The following is a 15,673-nucleotide window of genomic DNA, read 5'->3' as shown; positions in this document are numbered from 1 at the left end:
TTGGGTCGCCAGTATTTAGGGAAAACTGCCATAAGGAGTCGCCATTGGATGCAAATTATGAGCTTGATTCTCATTAATATATAAATACTGAGTATTTATACTCAATATTTGAACTATGATTCACTTCTACACTTAAAGCCACTGTCTATGTGACAGTTGTGGGTGCGGAATGTGGGTTTGAAAGTCATTAGTGGTGAACAACAGTCAAAGACGAAAACTGAACCCGGTGCCATTTGCGCTTTGATGAAGTCGAGGAAATTGGAAACACTCTCTTTGGGCAAATAGTAGCTAACGCCCTGCCAGATATAAGCAGTAGGAATTGTTTTGTCAAAACCATACTGAAAAATACTGCTGAGATTGTCTTGATTGAAATCTAGAGGAATGTGTGACAATCCTTGAGGAATATTGCCTAATCTTTCAAGCAAGTATCTCTTTTTATCATCAATTGTCTGCGGCAGATCGACTTCAAAGGTGGCAATAGAGTTCTCTCGCACAGAAGGAAGGCGGAAAAATCTCGTGTCGTAACCTGCTCCTAGAAGGATAAGCTGTTTACATCCTGACGCGATCGCATCTTCAATCGCTTCATCACCATGCTTCTCTCTGAGAATTGTGTACCAGTAAGCAATCTGCTGGAATCTTTCCGCATCATCTTTTGCAGAATCAATATTCAGAGGATTCTCTTGAAGAGAGCGTACTACCGATTCATCAAAAAACCAGCCGACGTACTCATCCTTTAAAATCGCTTCGCTGTGAAACTGATGAGCCAGTTTTAGCATGGCAGTTCCCTTATTGGTTGACTTGCCCCACTCAATGCTCATAAACTTCTCCTGTTTCTCGTTACCAGGCCCAGCATGGTAATAAGGATAATTATTTACAGTGGCTTTTGGGCAGGCACACCAACAGCACGGGGAAATTCTCTCGGTGTGGGTGCCACTTTCCGGAGGTAAAGACAGTGGCGAACGCTTCCAGTACAAGGAGTAGTGAATTTCTCGATGGATTCAAGAATGCCGCCTAATTTTTCCAGGGCTGGTTGTAGGGTATCGTTTTCCTCAGTTGTCCACTGTCCGCGATAAAGGATGGCTAACCCGCCGGGTTTCAGCAATGGTAGCGCATACTCGGCACAAACAGAAGGCTCAGCTACTGCCCTGATTAGAGCCAGGTTATAAGCATTCCGGTGAGAAGGATCTTGACCGATTTCTTCAGCTCTACCAGTAATTGTATTGATATTTGTCAGACCCAGCTCTGAGGTCGTATTTTCCAGAAAGGCGATTTTTTTGCGGGTAGCATCGAGTAAGCTGACAGTGTAATTAGGGAAAGCGATCGCTATTGGAATTCCCGGAAATCCTGCCCCAGTTCCAATATCGATTGCTTTGCCAGATGAACCAGCTATTTTTTCCGATTTCTGGCTAAAAATTCCCCGCAGAGAATCCCACAAGTGTTTTTCCCAGAATTCCTCCGGTGACGTAATTCTGGTTAAGTTCAGCTGGCGGTTCCCTGCCAAAATCAACTCATAAAGGTGCTGAAATAGCTTTTGCTGTTCACTATCAGGTTGCCAACCCAGTGTTTGCTGCCATACATCAGCCATCTCAGGCAGCATTGGCATTTCAATATCGCTCATTTTTTTATGGTCATCAGTTATTGGTGCTGACTAATGACTAATGACTGCTTCAATTTTAGATCCTAGCGTCGTGGGGTCTACCGAGTTTAATTCTCCACGATCAATTGTCCAGCATTGGTCAGCGATCGCTAATAAGTCACTTGCATCGTGAGTAACCACCAACAACGTCCAATGAGTTTTTAGTTTACCTAATAACTTCACCAACTGAAGCCGCATTGACCAATCTAGCCCCGCTGTTGGTTCATCCAACAAAAGTAAATGTGGTTGGCGAATCAGCTGTACTGCTAGAGCAAGGCGGCGCTGCTGACCCCCGCTCAGAGAATGGGGTGACGTAGAAAGCGACAAATGATCTAAACTTACTTCACAAAGAGCTGCCTTGACTTTTTCAGCTCCCAACTCTGGATGACCCAGCCGCAGTTCCTCTAAAATCGTACCACCGCAGAAATGCCGCTCCGGAAACTGAAACACCAATCCTGCTAGCTGTTGCAGGTGTTCGGGAGTGAGTTCCTGGTCTCGCCAGAAAACACCGCCATCGGTTTTTTCTGCCAGACCTGCCAAAATTTCCAAAAATGTGCTTTTGCCAGATCCACTTGGCCCAATCACAAGACCAAGACCATTTGGCGCTAGTTCTAAATTAATGGAATTCAGGATAGCAGTTGGGGTAGCGGGGGGATGATAAGTCAGGTTTTTGAGATAGAGCATCAATTCTGGGAGTAGAAAAGAAAAAATTGCGAAACTTGTAAGGGCATCATTCTAAGCGAATTAGCCTGCTTTAATTTTTACTTAAAATAAGTGGGAATAAAAAAACTGCCTCTAGAAAGCTGTTTTTTGGACAACGGATTTGCCAGTGACAAACAAACTAACGGAATTTTTCTGGAACCTGAAAATTATTAACAGCGTCAAACTGTTGGATCGCTCTTATTGTTAAAGGGTGACTAATTATACACTGCTTGTCTCAGAATGTTCAGGTATCACAGCAGCGAATCTTAGGATGTTGTTAGATAGCATTGAAAATTAGAGACAGCATTCACTCAAGCTAATGGTTTAGTGAGGATGACGATCATGGCTCGGTTTTCTCTACAATTGCGGATTGTTGGCGCGATCGCTAGTGCTTCCTTGACTGCACTCAGTTTATTTCCTACCCCTACTCTAGCTGGCGATCCCTTCCGTTCCAGCAACTCAGGGCAGATTGGAAACCAGACTGAAGCTGCTTTCAAGGCTATCTTTGAGACGGGGAACTATCCACAAGCAAAGCTTTACCTACAACAAGCGGAATCTAGTGAACCTAATGAACCGCTCGTCTACGCAATGCGGGCATCTTTAGCTTACACTGAGCAGGACTGGAAGAGCGTTAACACTTATGCTGAGAAAACTCTGAAAACGGCTGAACAGCTAACTACCACAAATCCTTTGCGTGGCAATTTATACACAGCAGTTGGGCATTTTTTACAGGGTGCATATAACCTGAGTCTTGTCAATAACGATCCCATCAAAGGCGGTTCCCAAGCTTTGAATAAGTTGCAGGAGGTATTCACATATCTGGATAAGGCGGAGAAAGTAGGTTCTGACGACGCAGAACTCAACTTACTCAAGGGGTATATGGATTTGATGATGGCTGTCAATTTACCATTCTCTAATCCCAAGCAAGCGATTGAACGCTTAGAAAAAGCAGGCCCCTCTTATTTGGCTTATCGTGGGATTGCAGTTGGACACCGGGATTTGAAAGACTACGACAAGGCACTGGAATATGTAAATCGCGCTCTGGCAGTAACACCCAACAATCCAGAGGTACACTATTTAAAAGCTCAAATCTTAGTGGCAAAAGGCAAGAAACAAAAAGACCAATCTCTTTTCAATGAAGCTAAGAAGGATTTCAACGCCGCTTTAGCAAAACCTGATCAACTCCCCAAAACCCTTGTAGCACAAATGTTCTATGAGCAGTGCAAAAACCAAAAAAGCGTTGATAGTAAAGAACGGGATTGCGATGGGATGCGAGATAAAATTAGGGATGCAAGTGGTAGTTGGGGCCCTGCAAAAATGCCACAACTAGAATAGATAGTTTAAAACAATGCACGTAATTTTTCGCGAGTATAATCCTTTTGACCTGTGGATTTGGCTGGAGTTCAGCATAACTCCTTCTCAAATGGAAAAGCAGTACGTTGAAGAAGTGTTTAACTCCTGGTTTTTCTTGGGAAAGCTGGGAGGTTTTAATGCTGAAAATATCCAGGTTCAGGATACTGGTTTGGATATCAGCTATATGGATTATGACACTGACGCGGCTGACAATAGTATGGTTTCGCTCATGCACAATATGGGCGAATTTGAGTATGAGGGGAATTGGGCGAGATGTTGGTTCGATCTGGGAACGAGTGATGCGATCGCGCTTGATATCGTGATTAACGCACTCAAGCAGTTAAGCACCGAATACGTAACTCTGGAACGCCTGTACATTGGCGGCGAAAACGAAGATTGGCCTATTAAAGGTAGCGAGAGTCGGTCTGCTTTTATTTACGACGAGAATTAGGACAAACGATGCACCAAGAAGGTCAGATTCGGCTGCTGGTACTGGGTTTAATTCGAGATGGCGAGAAGCCGCATGGGGGATACGGCAAAGGCGATCGCATCTTTATATCCGAAGGCTATGACCCAGTTAAGCAGGAAACCTTTTATCGCGCTTTAGGCGGCGGCGTTGACTTTGGAGAAACCAGTGAGATAGCCTTAAAACGCGAATTTCAAGAAGAAATCCAGGCAGAATTAACTAACATTCGTTATTTGGGCTGTCTGGAAAATATCTTTGTGTTCAACGGCAAGCCTGGTCACGAAATTATTCAATTGTATCAATGCGATTTTGCCGATCCCAAGTTTTATCAAATGGAAGAAATTCCTTTTGCTGAAGGCGATAGGAAAAAAACAGCACTTTGGGTAGATATTAACCGCTTTAAATCGGGAGAATTACGGTTAGTACCAGAGCAGTTTTTTGATTACTTGTAAAAAGCAAGGGCAACTAAAGAATGTTCCCCGATCTAGCTCCCAGGCTCAGCCTGGGAACTAACTTTTGGAAACACCTCCCGGATAAAATTATCAGGCTCCAACCCCATAACGGCATTCCCAAGCGGAGCCTGGAAGATAAGGCGGACTCCCTAAGATAAAGCCTGAGTCGGCAGGCTTTATTTATGCGCCAGACCAAAGTCTGAGCGCCTTTTTTAGCGAAACATACTGCTGACAGAACTATCTTCGTGAACCCGCCAGATAGTTTCACCTATCACATTGGCTACTGAAAGTACCGTCAACTGTTGAAAGCGATCGCGCTCAGGAACCGGGATGGTATTTGTGACAATCACTTCCTCGAATACACCGCTCGAAAGGCGATCAATTGCTGGAGGCGAAAAAACTGCATGGGTAGCACAAGCATATACCTGACGCGCTCCCTCTTGCCGTAATAACCTAGCGCCTTCAGAGATGGTGCCGCCAGTATCGATCATGTCGTCTACCAAGACGGCTGTTTTACCCTCGACATCACCGATCAGATTCATCACTTCCGCCACGTTATGTGCCTGCCGACGCTTATCAATAATTGCCAGCGGCGCATCGTTTAGCTTTTTGGCAAATGCTCTAGCTCTAGCCACACCACCCACATCGGGTGAAACTACAACCAGATCGGATAGTTGCTTATTTGCCAGATAATCTATCAGTACAGGTGAGCCGTAAACATGGTCAAATGGAATATCAAAATAGCCCTGAATTTGAGCTGAATGTAAATCCATTGCCAGAATGCGGCTGGCTCCAGCTTCAGTAATCAGGTTCGCAACCAGCTTGGCGGTAATTGATTCGCGCCCCGCTGTTTTGCGGTCTGCCCTAGCATAGCCATAGTAAGGAATTACTGCGGTAATTTGCCGCGCTGATGCTCTACGACAAGCATCAACCATAATCAGCAACTCCATCAAGTGATCGTTCACTGGTTGGCAAGTTGGCTGAATTAGATAAACATCACATCCCCGAATCGATTCCTGAATTTGAATGTAAAGCTCTCCATCAGCAAACCGCTTGCGAACCATTGGTCCCAAGTCCATGCCAAGATAGCGAGCAACTTCCTGAGATAATGGCACATTAGCAGAGCCGGAAAACAGTCGCAGACGGTTGTTGTCCGCAATCGGTGGCAGTGTAGGCTGAAGCGTTAAAGTTGGAGAACGAAGCACAGCAGACCCTCAAGAGCTACTTCAATCGCAATCTTATCATTCTCACTCAAAATCGCTCTATGATTTCTTTGTAAATAAGGTATAAATGTGTGAATCAATCGTCACACAATATCTAAAAAGTTAATCTGTAAACAAAAAAAATTAACTTGCATTGTTAGGTTTGAGGTCTATCTGGTCAATTAAGCTGGAAACGGCACAGCATTTGCATAGAATAGCCTACAAGCAAAAAGCAGCAAGTAGATTGTAAAATTGTAGAGTCTACGTATTTATGCTGATATTGGACTGAAATTTGATTTCATTTACTTCACTCTAACTAAGCTAAAGTTTATTGGCAAAGACGCTTTTGATTTAACAAGTTGAATAACACGAGCGTCGGTGAGTGCGCCTTACGCGATCGCTACCTATGGCTGTGAGAGCAGCGTCTGACAAAAAAGCGTAAGCGGCAGCATTTGGCACAATAGATCGTAGGGCTTAGTCTCGAATTGAGCTTCATATTATAACTAACAATGGTGAGATTGGTAACTTGTTAATATTATTTTCCCAGTCCCCAATCCCCCATCCCCACTCCCTTCCTCCCCAGTTCCCAGTCACTGTTTATGCAACCACCAATTCCCATTGGAACAATTCTGCAAAACCGCTACCGCTTGATCGGCGTTCTCGGTCAGGGGGGGTTTGGTCGGACTTATCTAGCAGAAGACCAAGGGCGCTTTAATGAAAGCTGCGCCCTCAAGGAGTTGATTCCGCCCTCTGATTCGACTAACCTGCTGGATAAGGCAAGGGAACTGTTTCAACGGGAGGCAACAACTCTCTATCAAATTCAGCACCCACAGATTCCCCAGTTCCGGGCTACTTTTGAGCAAGACCAGCGCTTGTTCTTGGTGCAGGACTATGTAGAGGGGAAGACTTATCGCACACTCTTAGATGAGCGTCGCGCTCAAGGTAGCGCCTTTTCGGAGGCGGAAGCATTGCAATTTTTGCGGAATTTGTTGCCTGTCTTGGCGCACATCCACAAGTTCGGGATTATTCACCGGGATATTGCGCCGGACAATATTATTTTGCGAGAAAGCGATCGCCTGCCCGTTCTCATCGATTTTGGCGTTGTGAAGGAACTGGCAACCCGGTTTCACTCCCCTAACGTTTCCATGCCCGTAGCGACAACAGTGGGTAAGTTGGGTTATGCCCCCAGTGAACAAATGCAGTCAGGGCGTGCTTATCCCTCAAGTGACCTCTACGCTTTAGCGGTGACTTGTATAGTGCTGCTAACTGGCAAAGAACCGCGAGAATTATTTGATGATGTCCAACTGGTTTGGAATTGGCGCAAGTGGGTCAATGTCAGCGATGGGTTGGCACCAGTGCTGGATCGGATGTTGAGTTATCGACCAGGCGATCGCTACCAAGGTGCCGGAGAAGTCATGCAATCACTGCAAGCTTTGACTAATCCTACCTTTGCGCCACCTCCGCCCCAGCCTTATTACTTCTCCCCACCCCCCGTCAATCCTCCCCAACCTACCCAACCAGGCCCGGTAACTCCCCCACCACCAGCCCCAACTCCACAGCCTCCAAAGCCGACTACCTCGCAGATAAACACAGTAGCTGTCGGACGGCGGCCAGATCCGGTCAATCCCACCCCCAACACGCCAAATCGACAAGATCCCAATCCCAACGTTGGTTGTCCAAATCGGCCCGATCCAGTAATTCCGGAAGTAAGCGATCGCCCGACTTTTTTACAAGACCCGTGGGCGGTTGGTTTCCTTACACTTTGTCTGGCTTTACTAGCTGGTTTCGGATCTTGGGCGCTAGTTAGTGCTTTCAATCGGCAACAGCCGCAACCAACACCAACCCCCGTATTCACTGATACCCCAGCCCCGACACTTAGCCCGACACCAACGCCTACTCCAACACCCAGTCCCACTCCCACGCCCAATGAGGAACCTGTTACTTATAGCCAGCGCCTAGAAATATCGACCGGCCAAACCATTACTAAACAAGGAAATCTCAAAGAGAACGAAACACTTAACTACACCATTTCTGGCGAACAAGACCAACAGTTAGATACCGTCCTGAGTGGCGAAGGCGTTTTAATGACAGTGTTGGGGCCAGACCAAACGCCTCTCAATGAGCGTGCCAAGCGGGTTCTGGGCTGGAGAGGAACCCTCCCCTATACAGGTAACTACACTATTGCTCTGAGTCCCATCAAAGGGCTGCAAGCGAGCGAATACAACTTGCAGATTAGCCTAAGCAACCCTACACCAACACCGACACCGACGCCAACACCGACACCAACACCGACAGAAACTCCTACTGGTGGCGAATTTGACGTTGAGCCGATTAGCTTCCCACCAGGTGAGCAAGCAGTGCAGGTTTCGGCTAGAACCAGTCCGCAAAGGATTAAGCGTTATTTGGTGAATGTTCGGCGTGGACAGAGACTAAAGGTGGATATTCAGCCTGGAGGGGCAACTTTGGATCTCCGCTTTCCTAGCGGTCGCCTGGTGCCAGACGCTTCTGGCGTTTTGGCTTGGGAATTTGAGGCACCTCGTAGCGGTGACTATCAAATTGATGTGATAGCGTCCCAAGATACTGCCTTTACTCTAGATATTACTGTGCGGTAATGGGGACTGGGGACTGGGGACTGGGGACTAGGGGCGGGGGGCTGGGGACTAGGGACTAGGTAAGACTTTTTCCTCTTCCCCAATTCCCAATCCCCAATCCCCAATCCCCAATCCCCCATTCCCAATTCCCAATCCCCCATTCCCAACTAACTGAAAACTACTTTGAACACACTACTAATTACTGGAACCGATACGGACGCTGGGAAAACAGTTTTGACAACGGCTTTGGCGGCTTACTGGCAGACGTATTATTCTGCTAAAAGTTTAGGGATAATGAAGCCGATTCAGTCGGGAACTGGAGATAGGGAACTTTACAATCAGTTATTTTCCCTGAATCAATCTCTGGATGAAATTAACCCCGTGTATTTCCAAGCACCTCTAGCACCTCCCATAGCAGCCGATCGAGAAGGAGCAAATGTTGATTTGGGCAAAGCTTGGCAAGGGTTTCAAAATCTACAGCGATCGCGTGATTTTTTGCTGGTGGAAGCGCTGGGGGGATTGGGTTCGCCTGTGACCTATGAACTTACAGTGGCAGATTTGGCGCGGGATTGGGGTTTACCAACGGTTTTGGTAGTACCTGTGAGATTGGGCGCGATCGCGCAAGCTGTCGCTAATGTCGCCCTTGCTCGTCAATCTGGTGTCAAACTTAAAGGCATTGTCCTCAATTGCACTCAACCTCGTTCAGACCAAGAAATTGCCGATTTGACACCAATAGACTTGATCCAGTCTTTAACGAATACACCAGTTTTTGGCATCATCCCCCATCTAGCTGACGCGACCGATCTAGCCAAACTGACACAAGTTGCGTCACAGTTAGATATAGAGAGGATTTTAGATTTTAAATTTTAGATTTTGTATTTTCAGTTGTTGGTTGCTTTTGATAGTCCAAAATCCAAAATTTACTAATCCGAAATCATTGGAGCTTCAGAAACTCCTTCGCCCCCGCAAAATCCAAAATTCAAAATCCACTCATGGTTTCCACTTCTTTAAGCCCGCTTCCTGTTGATATATCTCGCATTCGTCGGGAAATTCAAGAATTACAGCCAACTATCGTAGAATTGCGGCGGCGACTGCATCAAAAACCTGAATTAGGCTTTCGAGAACATCTCACAGCTGAGTTAATTTCCCAAAAATTACAAGAATGGGGAATTGAGCATCAAACTGGCATTGCCCAAACTGGAATTGTTGCCACAATTCATGGGGATAAACCAGGTAAAGTGCTGGCGATTCGGGCAGATATGGACGCGCTGCCAATTCAGGAACAGAACGATGTGCCTTATCGGTCACAGCATGATGGAGTGATGCACGCTTGCGGTCATGATGGACATACTGCGATCGCGCTTTCGGTTGCCTTCTATCTTTCCCAGCATCGTCAAGACTTCACAGGCACCGTAAAGATTATCTTCCAACCTGCTGAGGAAGGGCCGGGAGGTGCCGTGCCAATGATTGAAGCTGGAGTCTTGCAAAATCCGCAGGTTGATGCTATAGTCGGGCTTCATTTGTGGAACAACCTGCCACTGGGTACAGTCGGCGTTCGTAACGGTGCCTTGATGGCAGCAACAGAAAGTTTTCGCTGCACAATTCAGGGCAAAGGCGGACACGGAGCCATTCCGCAACAAACAGTAGATTCAATTTTAGTCGCCGCTCATATTGTTACTGCCTTGCAAACGATTGTGGCGCGTAATGTTTCGCCGCTAGAGTCGGCAGTTGTTACCGTTGGCGAAATTCATGCAGGCACAGCAGTCAACGTAATTGCTGATACCGCCTATCTCAGCGGAACTGTAAGATATTTTAATCCTGCATTAGGAGAACTAATTCCCCAGCGACTTGAGCAGGTTATTGCCGGAGTTTGCCAAAGTCACGGAGCTACATATAAATTAGACTACCAGCGACATTATCCAGCTGTGATTAATGATGCAACCATAGCGGAATTAGTCCGTTCTGTGGCAGAAGGCGTAATAGAAACCCCTCTAGGAATTGTGCCAGAATGCCAAACAATGGGCGGCGAAGATATGTCCTTTTTCCTTCAGGCTGTACCTGGTTGCTATTTCTTTTTGGGTTCAGCGAATCCAGACAAAGATTTAGCATATCCGCACCATCATCCGCGATTTAACTTTGATGAAACTGCGCTAGGAATGGGTGTTGAGATATTTGTCCGGTGTGTTGAGAAATTTTGCGGGTTGAAGGATTGAAAGATTGTCAGGGTGAAGGTTTAAAAAGTCGTTTTAGCCTGCAATTGATAAACTGCTAACCCGATCCCTGTAATCTTTCGTCTATCCCATGAGGTGCTGATGACTTCTCAACTGCCAAATTCAACTGATTTGCAACAGGCACAGCAAGCGATCGCAGACTTCGAGCAATCCAGCGTCCCCAGCGTTTGGTCTAGTTTGGATAAACAGCAAGTCATTGCTGATATGCGATCGCGTCTAATCGATCCCTTTCAAGTCAACCAAGGGGGACAACCCTTTTGCGGGCCAGCATCGATTGTATTTGAGTTGGTTCGCAAACAGCCCCTCAAGTACGTGCAAATTTGCCGCAATTTATTTGAAACCGGCGGTTTTCAAGCGATAACTAGATTTATCCAAGCATCGCCCAGACTGCGCCAAAGCCAAGGCAGGCTGAGGATGGGGATGGCAGATTGGATGCTGTTGGCAACCTTGCGCGAATCAGAAAACCTGATTTTTCCAGTCGAACCAAACGCCCCCAACATCATTCGGAACTTAGGCGGGATGACGAAATCCTGGGAGATGAAAGGCTGGGTGAAAGAAGTGCTGGGCTATCGCCAATTTAAATACGCCCATACCTATATTTATGGCGAATTTGATGCGATGCGCGAAGCCGCAGAAGTCATCGCTAGCGGTGGCGTTGCGTTTGCCTTAGTTACGGCTGAAGGGTTACTCAGCAACAAACTGCCACTGCTGCCTTACCCGACTCACTGGATTTCCCTATTAGGCAATATTGTTATTCAACCAGGTAAACCTTGGCACCACGATAGCGGACATATCAGCTTCGACATCTACACTTGGGCGAGAAAGATGCACGTAGATGTGGCTGAAGGGCCATTCGAGGATTATTTTTGGGGAATTGTCATGGGGCGAATGTAAAATCCTCAAGGAATATTTCATACCTTAGTAGGTAGACACAAAAGAACCGAAAATATAAATAGAAATCCGGTTTCTAAAAAAACTACCTTCTAAAATATCTACAATCTACTGAGCTATGAAACGACCTGCTGTGCGAACCTCTGCCGTATTTCTTACCGTTGCATTCCTACTGTCAGCCTGCACCCAAACGAACACTGTGGGCACAAACCCCAGCACTGCCCCTTCAGCAGACGCAGGTTCATCTAGTGCCATTCCGATTGGGATTGCTTTGGCGCAAACCAGCAACGTCGCCCTCCTCGGTCAGGAAGGCATTGCGGGTGCCAAAATTGCTGAGAAATATTTTAATGACAAAGGTGGTATTGACGGCACCCCGATTAAATTGATCGTTCAGGACACAGGTGGAGAGGAAGCCGGAGCGATCAATGCCTTTCAAACCCTAATTAGTCAAAATAAAGTTGTCGGCATTGTTGGGCCAACTCTTTCGCAGCAAGCATTTAGTGCCGACCCCATTGCAGAAAGAACAAAAGTGCCAGTTATCGGAGCCTCCAACACTGCTAAAGGAATTCCGGAGATTGGAGATTATGTTGCTCGTGTCTCAGCACCCGTTTCCATTGTCGCCCCTCTCTCACTAAAAGCAGCGCTCAAGCTTAACCCAACTATCAAGAGAGTTGCCGTATTCTACGCTCAAAATGATGCGTTTAGTAAGTCGGAGACAGAGATTTTTCAGCAAACGGTTAAGGATCAGAAACTTGATTTAGTAACCGTACAAAAGTTCCAGACGAGTGATACTGATTTTCAAACGCAAACCACCAATGCAATTAACTTAAAACCCGATTTAGTGATTATTTCTGGACTGGCGGCAGACGGAGGAAACTTGGTTCGACAACTGCGGGAACTGGGTTATAAAGGTACTATTGTTGGGGGGAATGGATTTAATACTTCCAATATATTTAATGTGTGTAAAGTTCTCTGCGATGGAGTTCTCGTTGCACAAGCTTATAGCCCCGAATACTCTGGTGAGGTGAACGCTGCCTTCCGCACTGCTTATCTCAATCAATATAAAAAAGAACCACCGCAATTTAGTGCCCAAGCCTTTGCAGCGGTTCAAGTATATGCAGAGGCTCTAAAAGCTTTAAATCAGAAAACCAAAATCAGCACAATGCCGCTGGCTCAACTGCGTACAGAACTGAACAAGCAGTTGCTGACAGGTACGTACCAGACGCCACTAGGTGAGATCGGTTTTACGCCAGTAGGCGATGTCAAACAAAAAGAATTTTACGTCGCCCAGCTAAAGGTAGATGCAGACGGAAATAATGGTAAATTCGCTTTAGTTAAATAAGAGTAGGGTGGGCAAAGCCCACCTTAATCAAAATATATGGATATCACTCTGTTTTTACAACAATTCCTAAACGGTTTGTCTATTGGTAGTGTTTATGCGATTTTCGCCTTGGGATACACTCTGATTTTTTCTATCTTAGGGATCATTAATTTTGCTCATGGGGCACTCTTTACTTTAGGAGCGTACTTCACTTATGCCCTGATGGGAGGAACATTTGGATTTAATGGATTGTTTGCAAATACAACTTTACCGATAAAACTTCCCTTTGCACTAGCATTAATTTTAGGGAGTACGCTGGCTGGTTTGGTTGGGGTTGGAATTGAGCGAATTGCTTTTCGGCCTTTGCGGCGTAAAGGATCTGACCCTCTGCTGACGGTAGTTTCTAGCCTGGGCGTAGCATTAGTAATTGTAAATTTAATCCAGTATTTGGTGGGGGCAGAAAGTTATAGTTTTCCTGCAAATACTTATGGTAACTTGCCTGCTTCTATCAACTTCGGCACGGCAGAAAACCCGATTCCTATTCGTAGCGTTCAAGTTGTAATTTTTAGTGTATGTGTAATAATTTTGGCAATTCTTACTTATTTCATCAATCGTACTAAATTCGGCAAGGCGATGAAAGCTGTAGCTGAAGATCCGGTAACTGCTAGCTTGCTAGGGATCGATACCGATTTTTTTATTGTTCTGACATTTTTCGTCAGCAGTTTCTTAGCTGGATTGGCAGGTACTTTGGTAGGGTCTAGTGTAAGTATTGCTGGGCCATACTTGGGTATTGCATTTGGATTGAAGGGCTTAGCTGTTATCGTACTCGGTGGTTTAGGGAGCATTCCTGGTGCCGTCTTAGGAGGTTTAGCAATCGGACTTGTGGAGGCATTTGTCCCTTCAGATTATTCTGCTTATAAGGATGCTTTTGCTTTTGGAATACTATTCATCATGCTGATAGTTAGACCCCAAGGTTTGCTGGGGCGTCGCTTGATTCAAAAAGTGTAGTTATTAAAATGTAAAATATAAAAAGAGTATTTATAAGCAATTTCTATGTGTGATTTTCTGCTTTTAATGTGTTGCAATGAGTGATTTTTTTAACACTTATGGATCTCTGATCGTTTCTATGGTGTTGGGGGCACTACTAGGATTGTCCTTGTACCTGCCGCTGATGACTGGACAGTTATCTCTAGCAAGTCCTGGTTTTTATGCGCTGGGCGGATATATTGCAGCGATTCTATCTACCCAGGTATTTCGCGTTAGTGGCGGTTTATTCCCGATCCCGCTGCTGTTATTGGAGATGCTGATTGCTGGTGTAGTCTCTGGCATATTAGGCGTTATGGTAGGGATTCCGGCGCTGCGGTTGCGGGGGATCTATTTAGCGATCGCTACCATTGCCTTTGTTGAAGTTTTGCGCGTCTTATCCCTGAATTTGGATATTACTGGCGGCGCTGTCGGCATTTTTGGTATCCCTCAACCTTTCCAAACACCTATCGAGTATTTGTGGATAGCGGTGCCTTTACTAATAATTAGTATGGTATTGCTTTATCGACTTGAACGAATTCGGGCAGGAAGGGCATTTACAGCAATTCGAGAAGATGAATTAGCTGCGGGTGCGATGGGAATTAACCCAACTTACTACAAGGTTTTAGCTTTCACCTTGGGCGCGATTTTAGCAGGAATAGCTGGTGCAATTAGTGCCCATTTCCTCAATACCTGGAATGCTCGCCAAGGCACTTTTGATGCCAGTATTGTCTATTTAACCTCTGTCTTAATTGGTGGCACCAGAACTTTTATCGGGCCTGTACTGGGTGGTATGGTATTTACAGCTTTGCCAGAAATATTGAGAGGAATTGCAGACACCAGCGGTTTACCTACCTGGTTAGCAGGATTCCTCCGAGATGGACGCTTAATTATTTTTGGGTTACTGATAGTTGTGGGAACGATATTTTTCCCTCAAGGTTTGGTGACGCCAGAATTGTTTAAGAAAAAAATGAATAATAAAGCATGAAGGATGAAATTTTACCTTTGAAACTTGACACTTCGCCCTGTCTGGAAGCGAAAGCACTAATGCGCCAGTTCGGTGGCTTGGTAGCGGTGAATAATGTATCCTTCACTGTCCATAAAAATGAGATTTTTGGTTTAATTGGCCCCAACGGTGCTGGTAAAACCACACTATTTAATCTGATTACTGGGTTAATCCAGCCTTCTAGCGGACAATTAGTCTATCAAGGCGAGGAAATTTCCCAGCGCCCTCCCCATCAAATTGCTGCTAAAGGTATCGCCAGGACTTTTCAAAATATTCGCTTGTTTGGTAATCTTTCAGCGCTGGAAAATGTGATGATTGCGCGGCATATTCATAATCAGGGCGCTAATGTTTTATCTACTCTGTTAACTGGGTTGTTGAGTTTGCCATCGGCTTCTAGGCGAGAACAGCTAAATAAACAAAAAGCGATCGCGTTACTGGATATGGTGGGATTAAGCGATCGCGCTGAAGAAAAAGCTCAAAACTTTCCTTATGGGGATCAGCGTCGTTTAGAAATTGCTAGGGCGCTAGCCTTAGAACCGCAAGTTCTACTTCTAGATGAGCCTGCTGCTGGGATGAATCCTAGCGAAAAACACCAATTAAGCGAATTTATCCGAGAAATCCGTCAACAGTTCAACTTGACGGTAATCTTGATTGAACATCACGTACCGCTGGTAATGGGATTATGCGATCGCATTGCCGTGTTAAATTTTGGTAAATTGATTGCTTTGGGCGAACCATCGGTTATTAGAAACGATCCGTCTGTAATTGAAGCTTATTTGGGAAATGAATGAGGACTTTA

Annotated in this window: 15 protein-coding genes; 11 read left to right on the top strand and 4 right to left on the bottom strand. The window is 45.6% G+C overall.

All coding sequences use genetic code 11. From position 1 onward, the window contains the following. Positions 1 to 113: 113 nt before the first annotated feature. The 3 genes from H6F74_RS19500 to H6F74_RS19490 are packed head-to-tail and all read right to left on the bottom strand — an operon-like array spanning position 114 to position 2,320. Positions 114 to 818: an SAM-dependent methyltransferase gene (locus H6F74_RS19500; RefSeq protein WP_190443856.1), complete on the bottom strand. Its 705-nt coding sequence runs from the start codon at positions 816 to 818 to the stop codon at positions 114 to 116. Between the two features lie 53 nt (positions 819 to 871). After that, positions 872 to 1,618: a 16S rRNA (guanine(527)-N(7))-methyltransferase RsmG gene (rsmG, locus tag H6F74_RS19495; RefSeq protein WP_190443855.1), complete on the bottom strand. Its 747-nt coding sequence runs from the start codon at positions 1,616 to 1,618 to the stop codon at positions 872 to 874. A gap of 30 nt (positions 1,619 to 1,648) precedes the next feature. Further along, positions 1,649 to 2,320 (bottom strand): energy-coupling factor ABC transporter ATP-binding protein, encoded by a 672-nt coding sequence (locus tag H6F74_RS19490; RefSeq protein WP_190443854.1) that lies wholly within the window; start codon positions 2,318 to 2,320, stop codon positions 1,649 to 1,651. Between the two features lie 360 nt (positions 2,321 to 2,680). Between H6F74_RS19490 and H6F74_RS19485 the strand changes: the two genes are divergently transcribed. From H6F74_RS19485 to H6F74_RS19475, 3 genes are read left to right on the top strand one after another with little or no spacing between them, the layout of a single operon-like run. Then, on the top strand, positions 2,681 to 3,673 hold the full coding sequence (locus tag H6F74_RS19485; protein ID WP_199301427.1) for a Sll0314/Alr1548 family TPR repeat-containing protein: 993 nt from the start codon (positions 2,681 to 2,683) through the stop codon (positions 3,671 to 3,673). A 13-nt stretch (positions 3,674 to 3,686) separates the two neighbouring features. Beyond that, entirely contained in the window at positions 3,687 to 4,142 is a 456-nt protein-coding gene (locus H6F74_RS19480; RefSeq protein ID WP_190443852.1) for a DUF3531 family protein, read from the top strand. Positions 4,143 to 4,150: 8 nt separating this feature from the next. Continuing rightward, complete coding sequence (locus H6F74_RS19475; RefSeq protein ID WP_190443851.1) at positions 4,151 to 4,609, top strand: NUDIX hydrolase; 459 nt, start codon at positions 4,151 to 4,153, stop codon at positions 4,607 to 4,609. 212 nt (positions 4,610 to 4,821) lie between these two features. Here the strand turns inward: H6F74_RS19475 and H6F74_RS19470 are convergent, their stop codons facing one another. Continuing rightward, positions 4,822 to 5,814 carry a ribose-phosphate pyrophosphokinase gene (locus tag H6F74_RS19470; protein WP_190443850.1) on the bottom strand — a complete coding sequence of 331 codons (993 nt, stop codon included), beginning with the start codon at positions 5,812 to 5,814 and terminating at the stop codon, positions 4,822 to 4,824. Between the two features lie 596 nt (positions 5,815 to 6,410). Here H6F74_RS19470 and H6F74_RS19465 point away from each other — a divergent pair. The 8 genes from H6F74_RS19465 to H6F74_RS19430 all read left to right on the top strand — a co-directional run bounded on the left by H6F74_RS19465 (position 6,411) and on the right by H6F74_RS19430 (position 15,665). Next, complete coding sequence (locus H6F74_RS19465; protein WP_190443849.1) at positions 6,411 to 8,423, top strand: serine/threonine-protein kinase; 2,013 nt, start codon at positions 6,411 to 6,413, stop codon at positions 8,421 to 8,423. Positions 8,424 to 8,585: 162 nt separating this feature from the next. Next, positions 8,586 to 9,272, top strand: a complete 687-nt coding sequence (gene bioD, locus H6F74_RS19460) for a dethiobiotin synthase (protein ID WP_190443848.1) — start codon at positions 8,586 to 8,588, stop codon at positions 9,270 to 9,272. Positions 9,273 to 9,394: 122 nt separating this feature from the next. Beyond that, complete coding sequence (locus H6F74_RS19455) at positions 9,395 to 10,615, top strand: M20 family metallopeptidase (protein ID WP_190443847.1); 1,221 nt, start codon at positions 9,395 to 9,397, stop codon at positions 10,613 to 10,615. A gap of 99 nt (positions 10,616 to 10,714) precedes the next feature. Beyond that, positions 10,715 to 11,527 (top strand): hypothetical protein, encoded by an 813-nt coding sequence (locus H6F74_RS19450; RefSeq protein WP_190443846.1) that lies wholly within the window; start codon positions 10,715 to 10,717, stop codon positions 11,525 to 11,527. A gap of 115 nt (positions 11,528 to 11,642) precedes the next feature. Then, positions 11,643 to 12,866: an ABC transporter substrate-binding protein gene (locus H6F74_RS19445; protein WP_190443845.1), complete on the top strand. Its 1,224-nt coding sequence runs from the start codon at positions 11,643 to 11,645 to the stop codon at positions 12,864 to 12,866. Positions 12,867 to 12,902: 36 nt separating this feature from the next. Next, entirely contained in the window at positions 12,903 to 13,853 is a 951-nt protein-coding gene (locus H6F74_RS19440; RefSeq protein ID WP_190443844.1) for a branched-chain amino acid ABC transporter permease, read from the top strand. 76 nt (positions 13,854 to 13,929) lie between these two features. After that, entirely contained in the window at positions 13,930 to 14,856 is a 927-nt protein-coding gene (locus H6F74_RS19435; protein WP_190443843.1) for a branched-chain amino acid ABC transporter permease, read from the top strand. Continuing rightward, positions 14,853 to 15,665: an ABC transporter ATP-binding protein gene (locus H6F74_RS19430; protein WP_190443842.1), complete on the top strand. Its 813-nt coding sequence runs from the start codon at positions 14,853 to 14,855 to the stop codon at positions 15,663 to 15,665. Before H6F74_RS19435 ends, H6F74_RS19430 begins: the two co-directional genes overlap by 4 nt. The last annotated feature ends 8 nt before the right edge of the window (positions 15,666 to 15,673 follow it).

The sequence above is a fragment of the Trichocoleus sp. FACHB-90 genome (genome assembly GCF_014695505.1).
GTDB lineage: Bacteria > Cyanobacteriota > Cyanobacteriia > Cyanobacteriales > FACHB-T130 > Funiculus > Funiculus sociatus.
This window is presented reverse-complemented; position numbering and strand designations above follow the sequence as displayed.

What these genes read in the sequence shown, in the direction of transcription:
- rsmG (WP_190443855.1), bottom strand. Translation starts at nt 1,618, where the DNA reads ATGAGCGATATTGAAATGCCAATGCTGCCTGAGATGGCTGATGTATGG.
- H6F74_RS19440 (WP_190443844.1), top strand. Translation starts at nt 12,903, where the DNA reads ATGGATATCACTCTGTTTTTACAACAATTCCTAAACGGTTTGTCTATT.
- H6F74_RS19500 (WP_190443856.1), bottom strand. Translation starts at nt 818, where the DNA reads ATGAGCATTGAGTGGGGCAAGTCAACCAATAAGGGAACTGCCATGCTA.
- H6F74_RS19435 (WP_190443843.1), top strand. Translation starts at nt 13,930, where the DNA reads ATGAGTGATTTTTTTAACACTTATGGATCTCTGATCGTTTCTATGGTG.
- H6F74_RS19445 (WP_190443845.1), top strand. Translation starts at nt 11,643, where the DNA reads ATGAAACGACCTGCTGTGCGAACCTCTGCCGTATTTCTTACCGTTGCA.
- H6F74_RS19450 (WP_190443846.1), top strand. Translation starts at nt 10,715, where the DNA reads ATGACTTCTCAACTGCCAAATTCAACTGATTTGCAACAGGCACAGCAA.
- H6F74_RS19485 (WP_199301427.1), top strand. Translation starts at nt 2,681, where the DNA reads ATGGCTCGGTTTTCTCTACAATTGCGGATTGTTGGCGCGATCGCTAGT.
- H6F74_RS19455 (WP_190443847.1), top strand. Translation starts at nt 9,395, where the DNA reads ATGGTTTCCACTTCTTTAAGCCCGCTTCCTGTTGATATATCTCGCATT.
- H6F74_RS19430 (WP_190443842.1), top strand. Translation starts at nt 14,853, where the DNA reads ATGAAGGATGAAATTTTACCTTTGAAACTTGACACTTCGCCCTGTCTG.
- H6F74_RS19475 (WP_190443851.1), top strand. Translation starts at nt 4,151, where the DNA reads ATGCACCAAGAAGGTCAGATTCGGCTGCTGGTACTGGGTTTAATTCGA.
- H6F74_RS19480 (WP_190443852.1), top strand. Translation starts at nt 3,687, where the DNA reads ATGCACGTAATTTTTCGCGAGTATAATCCTTTTGACCTGTGGATTTGG.
- H6F74_RS19465 (WP_190443849.1), top strand. Translation starts at nt 6,411, where the DNA reads ATGCAACCACCAATTCCCATTGGAACAATTCTGCAAAACCGCTACCGC.
- H6F74_RS19490 (WP_190443854.1), bottom strand. Translation starts at nt 2,320, where the DNA reads ATGCTCTATCTCAAAAACCTGACTTATCATCCCCCCGCTACCCCAACT.